The organism is Mycobacterium sp. (genome assembly GCF_965229105.1).
Taxonomy (GTDB): domain Bacteria; phylum Actinomycetota; class Actinomycetes; order Mycobacteriales; family Mycobacteriaceae; genus Mycobacterium.
Genome location: NZ_OZ245858.1, coordinates 2,077,701 through 2,094,797, shown reverse-complemented (window position 1 = coordinate 2,094,797; position 17,097 = coordinate 2,077,701). Strand labels below are relative to the sequence as shown.

Annotated in this window: 17 protein-coding genes; 3 read left to right on the top strand and 14 right to left on the bottom strand. The window is 65.0% G+C overall.

What is annotated here, in order from left to right; translation table 11 throughout:
- Positions 1-5: 5 nt before the first annotated feature.
- The gene (locus tag ADBZ9O_RS10120) at positions 6-539 is read right to left on the bottom strand and encodes a DoxX family protein (RefSeq protein WP_526530775.1); all 534 of its coding nucleotides are present in this window, start codon (positions 537-539) and stop codon (positions 6-8) included.
- Between the two features lie 57 nt (positions 540-596).
- Between ADBZ9O_RS10120 and ADBZ9O_RS10115 the strand changes: the two genes are divergently transcribed.
- Positions 597-1,196 (top strand): TetR/AcrR family transcriptional regulator, encoded by a 600-nt coding sequence (locus ADBZ9O_RS10115; RefSeq protein WP_526530773.1) that lies wholly within the window; start codon positions 597-599, stop codon positions 1,194-1,196.
- A 49-nt stretch (positions 1,197-1,245) separates the two neighbouring features.
- On the opposite strand, the gene ADBZ9O_RS10110 is transcribed toward ADBZ9O_RS10115, so the two are convergent.
- From ADBZ9O_RS10110 to ADBZ9O_RS10055, 12 genes are read right to left on the bottom strand one after another with little or no spacing between them, the layout of a single operon-like run.
- Positions 1,246-2,520, bottom strand: a complete 1,275-nt coding sequence (locus tag ADBZ9O_RS10110) for a WS/DGAT domain-containing protein (protein WP_526530771.1) — start codon at positions 2,518-2,520, stop codon at positions 1,246-1,248.
- Entirely contained in the window at positions 2,517-3,449 is a 933-nt protein-coding gene (locus tag ADBZ9O_RS10105) for an alpha/beta fold hydrolase (protein WP_526530769.1), read from the bottom strand. The genes ADBZ9O_RS10110 and ADBZ9O_RS10105 overlap by 4 nt, the downstream gene beginning before the upstream one ends.
- Positions 3,450-3,454: 5 nt before the next feature.
- The gene (locus ADBZ9O_RS10100) at positions 3,455-4,099 is read right to left on the bottom strand and encodes an Rv1363c family protein (protein ID WP_526530767.1); all 645 of its coding nucleotides are present in this window, start codon (positions 4,097-4,099) and stop codon (positions 3,455-3,457) included.
- A gap of 53 nt (positions 4,100-4,152) precedes the next feature.
- Positions 4,153-4,851 (bottom strand): Rv1363c family protein, encoded by a 699-nt coding sequence (locus ADBZ9O_RS10095; protein ID WP_526530765.1) that lies wholly within the window; start codon positions 4,849-4,851, stop codon positions 4,153-4,155.
- Positions 4,815-6,272, bottom strand: coding sequence for an MCE family protein (locus tag ADBZ9O_RS10090; RefSeq protein ID WP_526530763.1), 1,458 nt, complete (start codon positions 6,270-6,272; stop codon positions 4,815-4,817). The genes ADBZ9O_RS10095 and ADBZ9O_RS10090 overlap by 37 nt, the downstream gene beginning before the upstream one ends.
- Positions 6,273-6,275: 3 nt before the next feature.
- Complete coding sequence (locus ADBZ9O_RS10085) at positions 6,276-7,418, bottom strand: virulence factor Mce family protein (protein WP_526530761.1); 1,143 nt, start codon at positions 7,416-7,418, stop codon at positions 6,276-6,278.
- Entirely contained in the window at positions 7,415-8,713 is a 1,299-nt protein-coding gene (locus tag ADBZ9O_RS10080; protein WP_526533023.1) for an MCE family protein, read from the bottom strand. The genes ADBZ9O_RS10085 and ADBZ9O_RS10080 overlap by 4 nt, the downstream gene beginning before the upstream one ends.
- Before the next feature lie 50 nt (positions 8,714-8,763).
- A complete protein-coding gene (locus tag ADBZ9O_RS10075) occupies positions 8,764-10,158 on the bottom strand; it encodes an MCE family protein (RefSeq protein ID WP_526530759.1) in 1,395 nt (464 codons plus the stop codon).
- Positions 10,155-11,183 carry an MCE family protein gene (locus tag ADBZ9O_RS10070; protein ID WP_526530757.1) on the bottom strand — a complete coding sequence of 343 codons (1,029 nt, stop codon included), beginning with the start codon at positions 11,181-11,183 and terminating at the stop codon, positions 10,155-10,157. Before ADBZ9O_RS10070 ends, ADBZ9O_RS10075 begins: the two co-directional genes overlap by 4 nt.
- Positions 11,184-11,238: 55 nt before the next feature.
- Positions 11,239-12,726: an MCE family protein gene (locus ADBZ9O_RS10065; RefSeq protein WP_526530755.1), complete on the bottom strand. Its 1,488-nt coding sequence runs from the start codon at positions 12,724-12,726 to the stop codon at positions 11,239-11,241.
- A gap of 15 nt (positions 12,727-12,741) precedes the next feature.
- On the bottom strand, positions 12,742-13,593 hold the full coding sequence (locus ADBZ9O_RS10060) for an MlaE family ABC transporter permease (protein WP_526530753.1): 852 nt from the start codon (positions 13,591-13,593) through the stop codon (positions 12,742-12,744).
- On the bottom strand, positions 13,590-14,300 hold the full coding sequence (locus ADBZ9O_RS10055) for an MlaE family ABC transporter permease (RefSeq protein ID WP_526533021.1): 711 nt from the start codon (positions 14,298-14,300) through the stop codon (positions 13,590-13,592). The genes ADBZ9O_RS10060 and ADBZ9O_RS10055 overlap by 4 nt, the downstream gene beginning before the upstream one ends.
- Positions 14,301-15,078: 778 nt before the next feature.
- On the opposite strand from ADBZ9O_RS10055, the gene ADBZ9O_RS10050 reads away from it, so the two are divergent.
- Complete coding sequence (locus ADBZ9O_RS10050) at positions 15,079-15,930, top strand: alpha/beta fold hydrolase (protein WP_526530751.1); 852 nt, start codon at positions 15,079-15,081, stop codon at positions 15,928-15,930.
- 74 nt (positions 15,931-16,004) lie between these two features.
- On the top strand, positions 16,005-16,448 hold the full coding sequence (locus tag ADBZ9O_RS10045) for a hypothetical protein (RefSeq protein ID WP_526530749.1): 444 nt from the start codon (positions 16,005-16,007) through the stop codon (positions 16,446-16,448).
- On the opposite strand, the gene ADBZ9O_RS10040 is transcribed toward ADBZ9O_RS10045, so the two are convergent.
- Complete coding sequence (locus tag ADBZ9O_RS10040; RefSeq protein ID WP_526530747.1) at positions 16,445-17,059, bottom strand: TetR/AcrR family transcriptional regulator; 615 nt, start codon at positions 17,057-17,059, stop codon at positions 16,445-16,447. The two genes, ADBZ9O_RS10045 and ADBZ9O_RS10040, sit on opposite strands and share 4 nt — an antisense overlap.
- Between the last annotated feature and the right edge of the window lie 38 nt (positions 17,060-17,097).

Sequence of the window (17,097 nt, the reverse complement as noted above, 5' to 3'; positions counted from 1 at the left end):
GACGATCAGCCCGCCGTTTTGGCAGGCGGGCGGTAGAAAATCACCAGCTGGCCGATGCCGCCGCCGAGACCGAGGACCACCGCGATCACCAAACCCCACCAGCCGTGCAGTAGGTCATACCACGAGCTGGTGTGAAACAGCGCGTAATCCAGGCTGAGCCGACCGGCACCCGTGGTGGCCAGCACCACCGCGCCGACGGCCAACACCAGGTTGTACTCCCAGCCCTCTTTGACGATGAAGAAACCGTTGTGCCGGTGCACTGTCCAGGCCGCGACGAACATCAGTGCCACGAAACCGGCGGCGGGGATCGGCGTCAGCAGTCCCAGCGCCAGGCCGAGCCCGGCCGACAGTTCGGTGGTGGCGGCCACCCTGGCGTGGAACATGCCGGGTTTCATCCCCATGCTGTCGAACCAGCCGGCCGTGCCGGCCAGGCCGCCCTTACCGAAGAACTTGTTGTAACCGTGCGCGGCCATCGTCAGCCCCAGCACCACTCTCAGAATCAGCAGGCCCACGTCGGCGGCGGAGTCATAGGCAGTCATGTAACAAAACTTAAGGCATGTGTTAACCGATCGGCTAGCCGCGTATCGTTTGGACTTGTGGGTCCAGAACCGAAACTGACGAAAAAGGGCCTTGCCACCCGGCAGCGGATCGTGGCGGGTGCGGCCGCCGAAATCAGGCAGAACGGCGTCACCGCGGTGACCCTCGATGACGTGATGGCGCGTACCCAGACATCGAAAAGCCAACTCTTCCATTACTTTCCCGACGGAAAGGAGCAGTTGCTGTTGGCGGTGGCCGAGCAGGAGGCGATGCTGGTCCTTGCCGATCAGCAGCCGTATCTGGGCGCGCTGACGTCATGGGCGGCGTGGCAGCGCTGGCGCGATATCGTCGTCGACCGCTACCGCAAACAAGGGCAGACCTGTCCCCTGTCGATGCTGATGTCGGAGATCGGGCGCACCACGCCCGGCGCGCAAGCCGTGACAGCCGCCCTGATGCATCAGTGGCATGCCGAGATCGCCACCGGTATCCGCGAGATGCAGCGTCAGCGCAAGGTCGCCGCCGCGGTCGAGGCCGATGTCACCGCGCGTGCGCTACTGGCCGGAATCCAGGGTGGGGTGTCGGTCCTGCTCGCCACCGGCGAGCTCAGCTATCTCGAAGATGCCCTCGACGTCGGCATCGCCGCACTGCGCGCCTCCTGACCGTCGCCGAAAGTCCACTTACGACACGGTTTTCGCAAGAATGTGTGCACTAACTGGACGCTGGCCCGAATACCCCGGCCCCCAGTGCGCGGTCCAGCCGCCCCACGTAATCGTCGATATCGACCGCAGATTCGGCTGCGTGCACGCTGATCGCGATCCGGTCGCCGATACCGTGCACACCGTGGGTCAAGCCCATCATCGGCGATAGCGCCGGATATCCAGCTGTCCACAGCACGGGCGCTCCCCCGAAGTGCAGGTCGGCGGGTCCGCGGTTGACGCTGGATACCACGGTGGCACCGGCAACCAGGGGTGCCGGCGCAGCCGGGTCCATCTGGGCGACACCCCAGCGCAGCAACGGTGCGGGCGTGGCCGCGAAGGCGCGCTCGGCCGCCAGAGTAGCCGGATGCTCTGCTCTGGCCCGGCCTGCCTGCAGGTCGGCACTGATCGCCGCACTGCGCGCAACCGGGTCCAGCTCGGGATGCAGGCCAATCCCGATAGTGCGGAAATGGTTCTGCGCCAAACGGATTCCCGGCTTGGCCAAGAGCACCTCCGCGCTCAACCGCGGCGGTTCGGTACCCCGGTCGCGTAGATAGCCGTCGAGCGCGGCGGCGACCGCGACCAGCACCGCGACCGTCACCGTCGATCCGCGGGATAGCTCCCACCGCCGACGCAGCAGCGTCCGGACCCCACGCCGGCCTGCCGGTCGGGTATTGGTCGGCAACAGCGGCTGCGGGTCATAGGGAGCCGGCAGCCGACCCGCGTGCAGATCGCGTACCATCGCGCGGTGGGTGCGGGCGGCAGCGACGCTGCGCAGCACAAGGCTGCCGTGATCGGGGGCCGGAATCGGCGGCACCGCGACCGGACGGCCGAACAGCCAGCCCGCCAACTCCGCCATCCGGGTGCCGTCGGCCAACGAGTGCGTCGCGTGCAGCACCACGACTGTCACCGCCGACGACGCGCCAGGTGCCCCGTGCACGGGGGCGAAGACGTGTAACCGCCACGATGCCACCCGCGGGTCCAATTGCTGGTCGGCAAGCGCCGCCACATCGGCTAGGCAACCGTCCCAGTCCCGTTCACCGTGCACGGTGAACTGTGCCGGCTCCACCGGCCCACGAACCCAGCGCGGATAGCGCCACCTGTTGTCGTCGACGATCCGCAACCGCAGATCCTCACAGCCGGTGGCCCGCTCCGCGAGGTCGGCGAGGACTGCGTCGAGTCGGGCCGGGACACCGGCGAACGCGTACAACAAAAATTGATCGTTGGGGATACGCGCCGACATCCAGAAAAACTGCGCATCGACGGCGGTGAGCCGGCGCACGGTCATCGGTTGACGAAGTCGACGATCAGCTCGGCCACCCGCTGCGGCTGCTCCAACTGCAGGAAGTGCCCCGCGTCCGCGACGATGCCGGTACTACTGCCCGGCGGCAGGATCGACTGCACCTGCGGGGTGAAATCTCCTGTGAAACAGCCGTCGTCGTGGCCGTGCAGGTACAGCACCGGTAGCAGCGGTGCGGCCAGCCAGTGCCGATGCAGTTCGGCGTAAGCGGGGGGCGGTGAGGTATTGCGGCCCACCGCTCGATACGTTCCCAGCGCTGCCCGCCAGTTGTCGGGCGCGCCGATGGCATCCTCGACGTGCCGCAGATCTTCTTTCAGGTCGCTTCCGGTATAGCCGGGTGACCACCGCCGCCACAGCAGCGGCACCATCCGGCGCCTCGATCGTTCTGGCAGCCAAGGCAACTGGAAGAACATGATGTACCAGCTCCGCAACGCCTGGCGCAGCAGCTTGGCGACGAGCCTGCCCCGGTCCGCAATGCCGCCGGGTGCACCGAAGGCCACCGATGGCGGCACCGACATGATGACCGCTTTGGCGAACGGGACCGGCAGGTGCCCGGGCGGGAGCGCGGCCACGCCGGTGGCGGCGATTGCGCCCCAGTCATGCCCGATCACGATGTCGCGCTCGGACGCACCGAGCGCGTCACGCACCCTTAGCGCGTCGTCCATGACTGCCCCGATGTGATAGCTGCCATCGGCAGGGATCGACGACGGTGCATAACCACGCATGAACGGTGCCACCACCCGATAACCCGCCGCGACCAGCACCGGCGCCAGCTTTCGGAAGCTGTGCGCGGTATCGGGGAAACCGTGCAGGCACAAGGCAATCGGGCTGTCGGGACGGTCTTGCGGCTCCCAGACCAGCACCCGTAGCGTCACCGCGGGGGTGACGACGTCAACCCACCGGGGTTCGGCGTCCACGTGCGTTAGACGGGATCGAACTTAGAGATCAACCAATGATCGCCCACCTTGTCCAGCGTCACCTGGACGCTGGAAGCGGTGGACGTGGGAGCGTCGGTCCCGACGATCACCGACTGATTGACGAACACCAGCACGACCGCATGACTCGGGGTTGCCGATACCGAGGCGACAGCGGGAACCGTTGCCACCGCAGAGATCTGCTTCTGCTGCGAACCCGGGATGACCACATCGTTGGTCAACTGCGTGTATGAGTCTCGGAAATCACCGGTCAGCAGATCACGCGCCGACGTCAGGTCCTTCTCGACGGTATCGGGTTTGTACGACAACAGCCTGATCGTCGAATCCTTCGCCGCTGCAACGGATTCGGTCCGGGCGGTAGCGTTATCCCGAACCGAGGAGTCCTCCCATTTCAGGAACCCTGCGCCCAGCGCGAGAATCAACGCCAGCCCGGGCAGAATGCCGTAGGCCAGCACCCGAGACCAGTTGATCGCCCGCTTCTCGGTGACAACGGCGACCGCCGCCGGGTCTGCCTCGGCCGCATCGTCAACGCCGGTGAGTTCGGTGTCTTCAGACTCGGTGACCTCAGCAGCGTCGGTGGCGTCGGTGGCTTCCGCGGCGTCGGTAACCTCGGTGCCGGTCGTCAAGGGCACAGCGTCGTCATCCTTTTTTGATGTCGTCGGATCGGTGTCGTCGGCGCCCGGGGTCACGGGACGAACTCGACGTTAGAGACCTTGGCTTCGTCGTCGCCGACCTTCTTGACCAGGATCCGCATCCGCCAGGCACGTGGCTGTTGTTCGGCCGCACCGGCATTCGAGGTCTTGACGGTCACGGCGACCAGAACCTGCCCCTGGTCGCCCTCCTCGGATTCCAGTCCCGCCGAGGTGATGGTGCCGACCGATTTGGACTGCGCCTGTTTCACCACGTCGACGAACGGCTGCGACCGCTTGGCGAAATCGTCGTAGAACGTGTCGGTGGCCGAATCGAGAATCCGCTGCACATCGGCATCCGCCTCGGCGAAGTCGATGGTCGTCAGGTTCAACGCGCCTTGACGACCGACCTGCAGGAACAGCTCGCGCTGTCGCTCGGCCTTTTGCGATTCGTAGGCCCGAAACCCCAGCCAACCGACCAGGCCGGCCAGCGCCACGACGACCACAAGACCGATGATCGTGGCCATTCGCACATGTGACATCACCGGTTTGGCCTCCCCCGCAGCTAATGCGGCGAGCTCGGCGTCGGTGTAATCCTCGGCATCGTCGGTGTCGTCATCAACATCGACAACCTCGTCGGCTTCGGTGCTATCAGCCTTGGTCGGCGATTCCGATGTCTCGTCGGGGGAAGCGGTGGACGACTTGTGAGCCGGCTCGCTCAGTTCCCCTTCGGGGGCAGCAGCATCGTCTGCCATGTTTGCTCCTCTGTGGCATTTCTGGCCAAGTTCGCTTGGGTGTAGACACGCCCGTCCGGTCCAACGTACGTGCCGGTGGCTGGGTCGTATTCGGCAGCCGCGATAGGCGGGGGTGCCGGATTCACAGGCGGAGCCGCTTGCGCAGGTGGCGCACCCGGCGGCAGCTGCGGAATCGGCTGACCCGACAACGTGGCGTTGGGGTCACCCTTCCAGTTGAAGCCGTCGTTCAACGGTTGGTACACATCGGTGCTCTCGCACATCTTCACCGTCGGTGCACGTTTGCCAGGCACCGTCTCGCACGGGATATTGCGCGCACCGCGGACGTTGAACGGGGAGTCCTGCGGCACCCGGCAGTACAAGTCGCCCGCCGGGTTGTCTGGGTAGTCCTGATCGGCAGGTACCCGCTGCTGCTGCGGTGGCAGATAGCCGGTGTTACATGGCGGCGGCAGGTTGAGGTTCAGGTTGAAGTCCAGATAGGCACCGATGTGCTTCTGATGCCGGTTGGCCGTACCCGTGGCCGACGTGACGGCCGCGCCCTGGGGCAGCAGCACCAGCAACTGCTCGAGGTTCGGCTGATAGGTGACCGCCACTTCGCCGAGGCTGACCAGGTTGGCCAGCACGATCGGCAGCGTCGGCTGTAACCGGTCGAACAGGGCCCGCACCTCATCGGCGGCCGGCGACCCCTTGTTGATGACACCGGCGACCGCCTGGTCCTGGCTCTGCAGCTGACCGGAGATATTGGCCAGATGCGCGGCCCAGGCCGAGACGGAGTCGGCGGTGTCGGTCTGGGTGTCGAGCACCGGCTTGGACTGGTCGATCAACGTGGTCAACGAGTCCAGATTCGCGCGCGCATCGATGGCCAGCGCCGTCGATCCCTTGACGAAGCGGGACAGGTCGGGACCAAGACCGCCGACAGCGGTGTACGCCTCGTCGATCGTGGTCTTCAGATTGTCGCGCGGAATCGCCTGCAGACCGCGGTTTGTCGCGTCCAACAACGTGTTGATATCCGGCGGAACGAAGGTCCGGTCGACCGGAATCACGTCGCCCTCTTTGAGCGAGGGTCCGCTACCGCTGCGCGGCAGCAGCGCGACGTACTGCTCACCGACGGCGGACACGCTGTGCACCTGGGCATCCAGATCGGCGGGAATCGCGATATCGGACCGCAGCGAAAGCTTCGCCGCCACACCGGAATCGGTGAGCGTGACATCCTCGACCCGGCCGACCTCGGTGCCGCGATAGGTGACGTTGCCCCTGGCGTACAAGCCGCCCGCCTGCGGCAATTCCAGCGTCACCCGGTAATGGCCGACACCGAACAACAGGTTCGGCAGCCCCATGAAGTTGAAGATCATCACCGAGCCGGCGACCACCGAGACCAGCATGAAGATGCTGATCTGGATCCAAATCCTTCGCGTCATTCTCATGGCTTAAGGCCCCTGATCCCAGTGGTAGGGCACGATCAGCGGATTACCCGCGGTGTAGGGACTCGGCAGCTGGCCGATGGTGCGGCCCCACTGCATCTCCAACTCCGTAAGGTCGCCCTCCCAACGGGTTCCGGTGAAGAAGCCGGAGTCGATTCGGCTGAGCGTCAGGTCGAAGGTCAGCGACAGGTTGCCGTAGTCGCCTCGCATCCAGTTGGTCAGGGTTTCTTTCGGCCACGGGAAGGTGGGATAGAAACTCAGCGCGCGGGTCAGTGCGGGCCCGGCATCGGCCAGCGACTGCAGAACTGGCCCGAGATCCTTGAGCTCCTGGACCAGGGCTTCCTTGGTCTGGTTGACCGAATCAGCGGCCAGCGCACTGAATTTACCGAGCTGAGTCAGTGCGTCGGCGAGTTGCTCGCGCTGATCTTTGAGCACCGCCAGTGCATCAGGGATGGTCTTGAGCGCCTTGTCCACCACCGGCTTTTGTGCCGCGATCTGGCCGACCAGATTGTTGAGGCTCTCGTTGGCGCTGATGATGTCGGACTTCTGGTCGTTGACGTAGCCGATGAAGATGTCGAGCTGATTGATCAGGCTGCGCAGATCCGCTTCACGACCGGTGAACGCCTGACTGAAAGCCTGCGTGATGTCCTGAATCTGGTTGATCCCACCACCGTTGAGGATGAAGGAGATCGCGGCCAGAGTCTGCTCGGTGCTCGGGTAGGCGCCCGCCGACGACAGCGGGATCAGCGAACCCTCGTGCAGACGTCCCTCGGCCGCAACATCTTTCGGCGGGTCCAACTCGACGTGCAAAGAGCCGAGCAGGCTGGTCTGCGCAATCTTGGCTGTGGCGTTCGCCGGCAGCACAACATCGCCGTTGAGCGTCATCGTCACCAGTGCGTTCCACCCTTGGCGCTCGATCTTGGTGACGTTACCGACGGTGACGTCACCGACCCGCACGCGCGAGTTCTGCTCAAGGTTGTTCACATCCGGCATCTGCGCCTGAATCGTGAAGGCGCCCGGGCCTTTACCCGAGGTACCGGGCAGTGGCAGTGAATTCAGCCCCTGCCAGTCACCGCAGCCCGACAGCGTCATGGCCGCGGCCAGCACGAGCCCGCCGATACCGGCACGTACGGTGCGCGTCGCGGTCATGACCCACCGCCTGCGGGCACCATCAGGCCTTGGAGCCCGTCGTTCGGATTGGTCGCGACAACGACGTCAGCCGGCGGCGGTGTCACCGGCGCCTCGGCCGCCAGTGGCGGGCTGTCGGCGGGGAGCGGAGCCGCATCGGGTGCCGGCGGAGCGGCCGGGGCCGCACCGCCTGGCGGTACATAATCCGGGCGCAGCCAATCCTCGCTGTAGGTCCGCTCATTCGGCCGTGCCGCGGCACCGACGAACAGGTTCTGTCCGATCGGCGGGAAGTTGTACTGGCGGTTCTTGATGATCGGCGCCAGGTACTGCACGCACAGCTTCGACGACTGCTCGGCCCCGAGCCGCGATGCGGCCTGGATAGCCCCGCAGAGGAACGAGATCGGATTGCTGAAGTTGCTGATCGCCAGCGCGCTACTGGCTGCGCCTTGGGCGGGCTGATAGATGTTGACGTAGTTCTGCAGCGTGTTCGGCGCGACGTGCAGCACCTGCTTGATGTCATCCAGGCTGGCAGTGAGCGCCGTGCTGACCGAGGCGAGCTTGTCCGATGTGGTGCCCAGTGCTTCGCGGTTGTCGGCGACGAACGTCTGCACATCACCGACCGCCGCATTGAGATCAGAGACGGCGTTGGCGATTTCGCCTGGATCATCGGACAGCAGACCGGTCACGCTGGCCAGGTTCTGATTCAGCGCCCGCATCGTGTCGGTGCTCTGCTGCAGGGCCGAGACCAGAATGGACAGGTTCTTGACCGTCGAGAAGATGTCGGTGCTGTGATCGCCGAGCGCCGAAAACGCCTGTGAGAGCTTGATGATCGTCTGCCGGATATCGGCACCCTGCCCACGGAGGTTGTCGGCGGTCGTGTTGACCAAGGCACCCAAGGTGCTGACACCGCCCGGCTCTGTCGGCTGCAAGGTGTCGGTCAGTCGTTCGAGCTGGTCCCTGAAATCGTCCCACTCCACCGGAACGGCGGTGCGGTCCTGCGGGATGACGGCCTTGTCGGCCAGCGCGGGTCCGCTGCTGTAGACCGGCGTGAGCTGGATGGCCCGGCTGGTCACCAGCGCGGGCGAGAGGATCGCCGCCTTGGCATCCGCAGGCACCTTGTACTTGCTGTCGTACCAGAACGAGATCTTGACCCGCTGCGGCTCTGGTTCGATGCTCGCGATCTGACCCACTGCGACGCCGAGGATGCGCACATCGTCACCGACGAAGATGCCATTGCTGTTCTCGAAATACGCCACGACATTGGTCCGGTTGATGGGTCCGCCGGGCCGTAACAGCACCGCGACGCCCGCGACCATGGTCAGGACCAGCACGACGGCCAAGCCGATTCTGCTTCCACGAGAGAGCTTCACTGTCCACCCTCTCCAGTCGCAGCGGCAGGTCCGGGAGCAGGCCCGAGGGTCTGCGTCACGGGGGGCACTTCACCGGGCGCGGGCACGAACAGCGGGGCCGGTGTCGGTAACGGGGTAGAGGCGATCCCCGGCGGGGCCACCGCGGGCGGGCCCGGCGGCGGGCCTCCGGGCGGACCCGGCGGAATCGGTTCGCGGTACGGGTAGCAGCCGGTGGGGCCAGGCAGCGGTATCCCCGGCGGACCGCAACCGGGATCGCCCGGGTTACCGGTGATCGCGTCGGGCAGGTTCAGGTTCGGCTCGCCGCCCTGGCCGGTCCTCGGGAACGGCACCGGCAACGCAGGCGTGCCCTGCTGGCCGATCTGCGGATCAACCCGTTGCGAGGGCGACAGGGTGTTGGGGTCGAGGCCCAGATCGGAGAACGCGGCATCGATGAACGGCTGCGAGAACTGTCCCGGCAGCAGGTTGGCGATATAGGACTTGAAGAACGGGCCGCCCGACACCGACTCCCCGAGCTGCATCGCGTAGACGCCCAACATCTTGATCGACTTCTGCACACGCTCTTTGCGGTTGTCGATGGTGGCCAGCACGCCGTTGAGCTTGTCCAGCGCCGGTTTCATGGTGTCGCGGTTCTCGGCGATGAAGCCTTGCAGCTGCTTGCTCAGCGTCGAGATGTTGCCCGAGATCTGGTCGAGTGCGCTGCTCTGCTGGCGCAGCTCCGCCAACAGCGAGTTGGTGTTGCGGACCAGGCTGACGACCTGGTCGCTGCGCTCTGCGAGCACGCCGGTGGCTTTGTTGGCGTTGGCCAGCAGCTCGCGTAGTTCGGCGTCACGTTCGTTGAGGGTTTCCGAGAACCGGGCGACCCCTTCGACCGCCACCCGCACATCCGGCGGGGTCTCGGAGAAGGTGTCGGCAAGCACGCGAAGCGAATTGGAGAGCTGATCGGTATTGAGGCCGCTGATCGTCACGGTCAGATCGCCGAGCGCATCGGGCAGCTGGTACGGCGATTGGGTCCGGTCGGCGGGAATGGTGCCGTCCAGGCCGCCGTCACCACGCGGAGTGACCTCAAGGAACTTCGTTCCCAACAGGCTTTTGGTCTTGATGGCCGCTTCGGTGCGGTCACCGAGGCGGATGTTCTTGTTGACCCTGAAGGTCACCAGCACATGCTGGCCGTCCAGCTCGATGCCGGTGACCTGCCCGGAGGCCAGGCCGGAAACCTGTACCGAGGCACCGTTGGCCAGGCCGCCGGCCTCGGCGAAGAACGCGGAGTAACTCTTGTCCTGGTTGAGCAGGGGCAGCTTCTGATAGTTCAGTGCCCCCAGGATGATGACGGCAAGTCCGACGATGCCGACCATGCCGATGATGAAGGGGTTGCGTTCACCGAAGGGTTTCATCGGGGTGCGCACCTCCCCGTGTCCTGACCGGCCACCTTGATGTAAACAGGTTGTCCGCCTTTGCCATTCATCTTGAGCATGATGTCGCACAGATAGAACGTGAAGTAATCGCCGTAAATACCCTGGCGTTGCAGCACCTGGTAGGAGTCGGGCAACGTGTTGAGCAGATTGTCGAAGTAATCGTGATCGGCAACGACGATCCCGGCCGCCCGGTCCGTCTCGGCGACGACCTTCTTCAACGGCGGGCGGGCCTGGGCGAGCAAGTCACTGATGGTGCCTGCTGAGGCGTTGGTGTAGGCCAGTCCGTTGGCGATGTCCTGTTTTCGGGCTTCCAGTCCTTGCACGAGATCCGACAGTGACGTCACCGCCTTGCCGAACTGATCGCTTTGCCCGGCAAGCGAACCCAGCACCGTATTGAGGTTGGTGATGACATCGCCGATCAACTGATCCCGGTCGGCGAGCGTGTTGGTCAGAGACGCGGTCTGGGTGAGGATCGATCCGATCGTCGCGCCCTGGCCTTGGAATGCACTGATCAGCTGGCCGGACAGCGCGTTGACCTGCGTCGGATCCAACGCCTTGAACAGCGGACGGAATCCGCCGATCAGGGCGTCCAGATCCAGGGCGGGTTCGGTCCGATCGATCGGGATGGTGTCACCGGGATTGAGTTTCTTGGTTCCGCCTGCGCCGTCCTCGAGCGCCAGATACCTGCCGCCGATCAGATCGTCGTAGCGGATGATAGCCCGGCTGCCTTGGGTCAGCACCACCGAATCGTTGGCAGTGAAGTCCACCAGCACCGACGAATCGTCCTGGACCGCAAGGTCTTGGACCTTGCCGACCTCGACACCGGCGATGCGGACGAAATCGTCGGCCTTAAGCCCGGTGACGTTGGTGAACAACGCGCGGTAGGTCTGCGTCTTCTCGAATCGCAGCTGACCGAAGACGGCGAACAACGAGAACATGCCGAGCAGACACACCACGACAAAGATGGATAGACGCCAGATCGCGCCTCCCAGATTGTCTTTCACGGTTGTTGCCTCTCGTGTCTATTCGGTGTCTCGTGCGTCGGGGTTCAGGTCAGCGTCATGGTGCCGGTGCGGCGAACTCCGGTAGCGGTTGGGGCGGCAGCGGGGTGGGCGCTTGCCCGGGGAACGGCACCACGAACGGTTCGGAGCCGGGCCGCGGGCCGGGATCGATCGGCTGCCCTGGTGGCGGAGCCGGCGGCAGGTTGTTCCAGATCGGCGTGCCGTCGGGGTTGTACATCGGCGCACCGAAGGGTTGGTCACCAGGTTCCGGGACCACCTTGGGCCACAACGGTCCGGGGTACGGTCCGGGCGCGGGGCCGCCGAAAAGGTTACGGATGCTTGGCGGTTCGGGCACACCACGGGTGACCGGCAGGTAGTTGGCGTAGCCGGGGAAGCCGATACCGGGGTTGGGCCGGACGTCGACGCCGGTGCCAAAGCCGGTGTTGGTGATGAGCTGGCGCACCGGCCAGTTGTTGTCGACGATCGGCAGCGAACCGCAGCCCGGTCGGCCACCCGGGCCGCCCTTGGCGCCGGTGATCGGGAGGTTCTGCGGGTAGCGGTACTGGTCGTCACCGGCGAGCGCTCCGCCGTCGACCAGGAACGATCGGCCGTTGCCACCGGTGGCGTCGTAACCACCGTTGTCGAGCAGCCACTTCGCACCGACCAGCATGCAGGTGTATTCCGGGTTGTACTTCATCAACAGATTGGTCGTCGGCTCGAGCACGTTGACGGCCTTGATCAGATTCGCCTGGTTCGGCGCCAACAGGCTGATACCACTGTTGGACAGGCCGATGACGTTGAGTAGCAACGCATCCAGGGCCTTGGCATTGTTCGTCACAGTGACGCTGGTGGTACTGGCGGCGTCGAGTGTCGCCAGGATGTTCTGTGCCGAGGCGCTGTAGGTATCGCTGAAGCCCTTCAACGCCTGCCAGTCGGCACGCACGGTCTCTTGACGCGGGTTGAGCGCCAACAGGACCTGGTTGAAATCGGTGGTGGCCTGTCCGATCCGCTCGCCCTGCCCGCGGACACCTTCGGCCAGTGCCGACAGGATCGCGTTGAGCTTGGCGGGGTCGACCTGATTGAGCACGCCGACCAGGTTCTGGAAGACGGTGTTGACCTCGGTGCTGACGTTCTCGGATTTAAGCACCTGGCCGGCCGCAAGCCGTTGCGGGCTCGGATCATTGGGATACACCAGATCGACGAACTTGGCCCCGAACACCGTGGTGGCCCGAATCTTGGCCTGCACGTTGGCCGGGATATGTGAAATCTGGTCCGGGTAGATCTCGAGTCGCAGCGATACCGGCGCCGGCCCCATGGCGTCGCCGCCGGAGATCGAGCTGACCCGGCCGACCTGCACACCGCGCAGCTTGACCTTGCCGCCGGCCTCCATCACGAGTCCGGCCCGATCCGATGTCAGGGTCACCGGCACATAGGAGTTGAACGATCCGGTGAACAGCGATGCCGTCACGTACACCAGCCCGACGATGACCGCGAGCAGAATTGCGGTCCACCACGCCGGGTGCAGGCCGTTGCTGTCGTCTTCCATAGTGATATCCGCGCGCTATCCGGCGAGGTTGAAATTGCCGGACTGACCGTAAACGGCCAGTGAGATCATGACGACAACAAGCGCGGAGACGATCAGTGAGGTGCGCACCGCGCGGCCGACTGCCTCACCCACGCCTGCCGGACCGCCGGAAGCGGTGAAGCCGTAGTACGTGTGAACCAGCATGATCACCAACGCCATCGCCACTGCCTGCAAGAAGGACCAGATCAGGTCGACGGGATTGAGGAACGTCCTGAAGTAATGGTCATAGACACCCGTCGACTGCCCGTAGATGAAGGTCGTACCGACCCGCGCGGCCAGGAAGGACATCAACACGGCCACGCAGTAAAGCGGGATCACGACGACGACGCCGGCCACCACCCGCGCGGATGCCAGGTAGGCAATGGTGCGGATCCCGATCACTTCGAGCGCGTCGATCTCCTCGTTGATTCGCATCGCGCCCAGCTGGGCAGTGGCGCCGGCCCCGATGGTGGCCGCCATCCCGACACCCGCGGTCAGCGGTGCGATCAACCTGACGTTGAAGAAGGCCGAGGCGAAACCGGTCAGCGCCTCGACGCCGATCGAGGAGAACTGGTTGTAGCCCTGCACTGCCACCAGCGCGCCCGTGGACAGCGTGAGGAAGCCGACGATCGCGATGGTGCCGCCGATGACGGCCAGCGCTCCGGCACCGAGACCCATCTGGGCGATCAGCCGGACGATCTCGACGCGGTAGTAGACGAAGGCGGTCCCGATGCCCTTGAGGGTGTAGCCGTAGAACTTGGTCTGCCGCCCGATGCGGTTCCAGCCGCCGGCCCAACCATCCAGCCTGCGCCGCAGCCGTATTCGGCCGGTCGTCGAGCGGGTGGTCATATGGTGGCCTGCACGCCGACAGCGGTGGCCAGCACGTTGATCACGAACAGCGCGATGAACGTGAAGACCACCGTCTCGTTGACCGCGTTGCCGACGCCCGCGGGTCCGCCACCGACGGAGATGCCCTTGTAGCAGGCGATCAACCCGGCCGACAGACCGAAGAGCGTGGCCTTGACCAGGCAGACGACGACATCCGCCGGGCCGGTGAGCAGGGTCAGACCCGCGACGAACGCGCCGGGTGTGACGTGCTGGATATAGACGGAGAAGAAGAAGCCGCCGGTGATACCGACCACCACGACCGACGCCGAAAGAAGCAGCGCGACCAGGGTGGCGGCGAGTACGCGCGGGACGACGAGCGCCTGGATCGGGTTGATCCCCATCACCCGGAGCGCGTCGAGTTCATCGCGAATGGTGCGTGACCCCAAATCGGCACACATGGCGGTGGCGCCGGCGCCCGCGACCACCAGCACGGTCACGATCGGTCCGATCTGGGTCACCGTCCCGATGGCCGCACCGGTTCCGGAGAAGTCAGCGGCGCCGAATTCGACCAGCAGGATGTTGAAGGTGAACACCAGCAGCACGGTGAACGGGATGGAGAGCATCAGGGTCGGCACGATCGATACCCGCGCGACGAACCAGGTCTGCAGCAAAAACTCGCGCCACGCGAACGGCGGTTTGAACATCGCCACGAAGGTGTCCATCGACATCGCGAAGAAGCCTCCGACGGAGCGGACGGGCTTGGCGAAGGAATCAGAGCTGACCACTAGCCGGCCACCTCCCGCATGGTCGCGTGCCCGGGCTGCGGCGCGATCGACAGCGCCGGCGTCACAATGCGCACCGAATCACGAGCCGTTGATATCCCTCCGACACACGAACCTGCTTCCTGCGTTAAAACTGTGACTCGTGACACAGGACTGCCGAAGAACGTACACCACCGTTTTCACCCCGAGCAACAGATCCACAGACCTCGTGACGAGGCCACCGGCGCCCTTGGTGGCAGAGAAGATCTTCGCATACCGCGCGCACCGGGGTGTTGGTTCGCCAGCCTCTGTTTGACGCCCCACAGTGACAATCACTCCCAGCAAATACAAAAGCCCGGGGCGGGAATTGCGCTGCCCTATCGGAGATTCTTGACGCCTGTCGACTTTTTCGAGCGTCCCTGCGCCAGCCCTATTGCGATACCTGGGTCCGCCACAGAGAGTTCGCCGCCGCAGAACAGCCATCGGCCACTGATCCTGCGACATTCTCGCGTTCAATTTCCTTGCCCGTTGATGCTCGCAATCCGGCTCTGCGGGCAGACGCCGCGATAGAAGTCGGCGGCCACCGGGCGATCACTTTTGCGACGAGTTGTCGGCGCACGGCAACGGCATCGGGGATGGCATAACCCAGCGGAAAAGCGGGTGCCGCATATCGCAATGCCGCCCAATGTCGGCCGCACCATGACCGTGGGTAACGTCAGGTCCCTGCCGTTTCGAGAGGACGCCCGTGAGCACACACCACACCGTCGAGTTTTCCGGATTCGACGGGATCACCCTCGTCGCCGACGAGTGGACCCCCGGCGCGGCGGCGACCGAGGCGCATCCGACGATCCTCATGCTGCATGGCGGCGGACAGAACCGGCACTCCTGGAAGAAGACCGGCCAGGTCCTGGCTGACCAGGACTTTCACGTTATCGCAGTCGATACTCGGGGCCACGGGGACAGTGACCGAGCACCCGGCGCGGACTATGCGCTTGAGTCACTCAGCGGCGATGTGCTGCACATCATCGATGCGGTCGCCCGCCCGGTGGTGATCATCGGCGCCAGCATGGGCGGGCTCACCGGCATTCTGGTGGCCAGCCTCGCCGGGCCCGAGAAGGTGACGAAACTGGTGCTCGTCGATGTGGTGCCCAGGTTCGAAAAGACCGGCAGCGCCCGCATCCGCGATTTCATGTTCAATCACGTGCACGGCTTCGATTCACTGGAAGAAGCGGCCGACGCCGTGGCCGAATACCTGCCGCACCGGTCGAAACCGCGAAGCCCCGAGGGGCTGAAGAAGAATCTGCGGCTTCGTGAGGGCCGCTGGTACTGGCACTGGGACCCGGCATTCTTGACCAAGCCCGATGACGACCCATTCGAACGGACCGACAAACTCGAGGCGGCGGCGATCGGGCTGCAGATTCCGATCCTGCTGATTCGCGGCAAACTATCCGACGTGGTCAGCACAGCGGGCGTCAATGACTTCCTGGCGAAGGTGCCCGGCGCTGAGTTCGTCGAACTCTCCGGCGCGGGGCACACCGCCGCCGGTGACGATAACGATGCGTTCAGCGAGGCGGTCGTGCAGTTCGTCGTCGGGTAGCTGGCAAAATCTCAGCGCAGTGTGGCCATCTGGCCACTCCTGGGCGGGCGAGAAGTCTCATAACCTGACTCGCAATGAAAGCCGTCCTGCTCAGCGTCCATGTCATTGCCGCCATCCTCGTCGTTGGGCCGATTGCGGTCGCGGGCAGCATGTTTCCGCGCTACGCCCGCGCGCTCGCCACAGCCGAGGAGCATGAACGCGCACTGCCCGCCGCACGCGTGCTCCACCGGATCTGCGCGACGTACGCGGTGATCGGCATCGCGGTGCCTCTGCTCGGCATCGCCACGGCGGTCGCATTGGGTGTGCTGACCAATGCCTGGGTGCTGATCTCCATCGCACTCACCGCCGTCGCCGCTGCGGTACTCGTCTTGAGCGTGCTACCTGGGCAACGTCGGGCACTGGCCGGGAATGCCGATGCGGCAAGATCTTTGAGTATGTCGACAGGCGTATTCAACCTGCTGTGGGTGGCGGTGACGGTACTGATGATCGTGCGGCCGGGTTCGACCACCGGCGTCTAGAGGCCCAATTCGGAGGCCACGTACGCGCGAGCGATGTGTTTGAGCTCATCGGAGGCCACCGCGCGCACCACCTGTTGCGTGCCGAGTCCGTCGATCATCGTCAGCAAGCGCCTGGCAGCCACCTCGGGATCGCCGGCCCGAAACTCTCCCCCGGCCTGGCCCGCCCGGACGATATCGGCGATGCACGTCAACCATTCGGCCGTCAGTGCGTTGGCCTGCTCGGCGAGCGCCGGGTTGCGGCGCCCGAGGCTCCAGGCATCCAGCCACAGCGCGCTCGCATCCGTACTGGAGTCGTCGAGGACGTAATCCATCAGCACATCGATCCGCTGTGTCGGCGACTCGGCGGCCGCCATCCGCTGCCGCGCCGTCTCCAGATCCGCCGACGCCGCCTCCCGGAATGAGGCGGTGATCAACTGTTCTGCCGAGGAAAAATAGTGGCTGACCAGCCCGGGTGTGACGCCCAATGCCGTGGCCACTTTGCGCAAGGTGACCGCCGACAGTCCCTCGGCTGCGCTGATCTCCACGGCCTTGGCCAACAGCTCGCCATGGCGTTCGGCGGGCATCTTGCGCTTTGCGTCCCGAGCGACCACCTGCGGCACTGACACGGTCACGTCCACTTCCCCTCTTGACGGATCCAGATTCCTATTGA

Excerpts from the sequence above, each read along its gene's own strand:
- ADBZ9O_RS10120 (WP_526530775.1), bottom strand. The coding sequence starts at position 539 with ATGACTGCCTATGACTCCGCCGCCGACGTGGGCCTGCTGATTCTGAGA.
- ADBZ9O_RS10110 (WP_526530771.1), bottom strand. The coding sequence starts at position 2,520 with ATGACCGTGCGCCGGCTCACCGCCGTCGATGCGCAGTTTTTCTGGATG.
- ADBZ9O_RS10095 (WP_526530765.1), bottom strand. The coding sequence starts at position 4,851 with ATGGCAGACGATGCTGCTGCCCCCGAAGGGGAACTGAGCGAGCCGGCT.
- ADBZ9O_RS10090 (WP_526530763.1), bottom strand. The coding sequence starts at position 6,272 with ATGAGAATGACGCGAAGGATTTGGATCCAGATCAGCATCTTCATGCTG.
- ADBZ9O_RS10085 (WP_526530761.1), bottom strand. The coding sequence starts at position 7,418 with ATGACCGCGACGCGCACCGTACGTGCCGGTATCGGCGGGCTCGTGCTG.
- ADBZ9O_RS10080 (WP_526533023.1), bottom strand. The coding sequence starts at position 8,713 with ATGGTCGCGGGCGTCGCGGTGCTGTTACGGCCCGGCGGACCCATCAAC.
- ADBZ9O_RS10075 (WP_526530759.1), bottom strand. The coding sequence starts at position 10,158 with ATGAAACCCTTCGGTGAACGCAACCCCTTCATCATCGGCATGGTCGGC.
- ADBZ9O_RS10065 (WP_526530755.1), bottom strand. The coding sequence starts at position 12,726 with ATGGAAGACGACAGCAACGGCCTGCACCCGGCGTGGTGGACCGCAATT.
- ADBZ9O_RS10060 (WP_526530753.1), bottom strand. The coding sequence starts at position 13,593 with ATGACCACCCGCTCGACGACCGGCCGAATACGGCTGCGGCGCAGGCTG.
- ADBZ9O_RS10055 (WP_526533021.1), bottom strand. The coding sequence starts at position 14,300 with ATGTCGATGGACACCTTCGTGGCGATGTTCAAACCGCCGTTCGCGTGG.
- ADBZ9O_RS10045 (WP_526530749.1), top strand. The coding sequence starts at position 16,005 with ATGAAAGCCGTCCTGCTCAGCGTCCATGTCATTGCCGCCATCCTCGTC.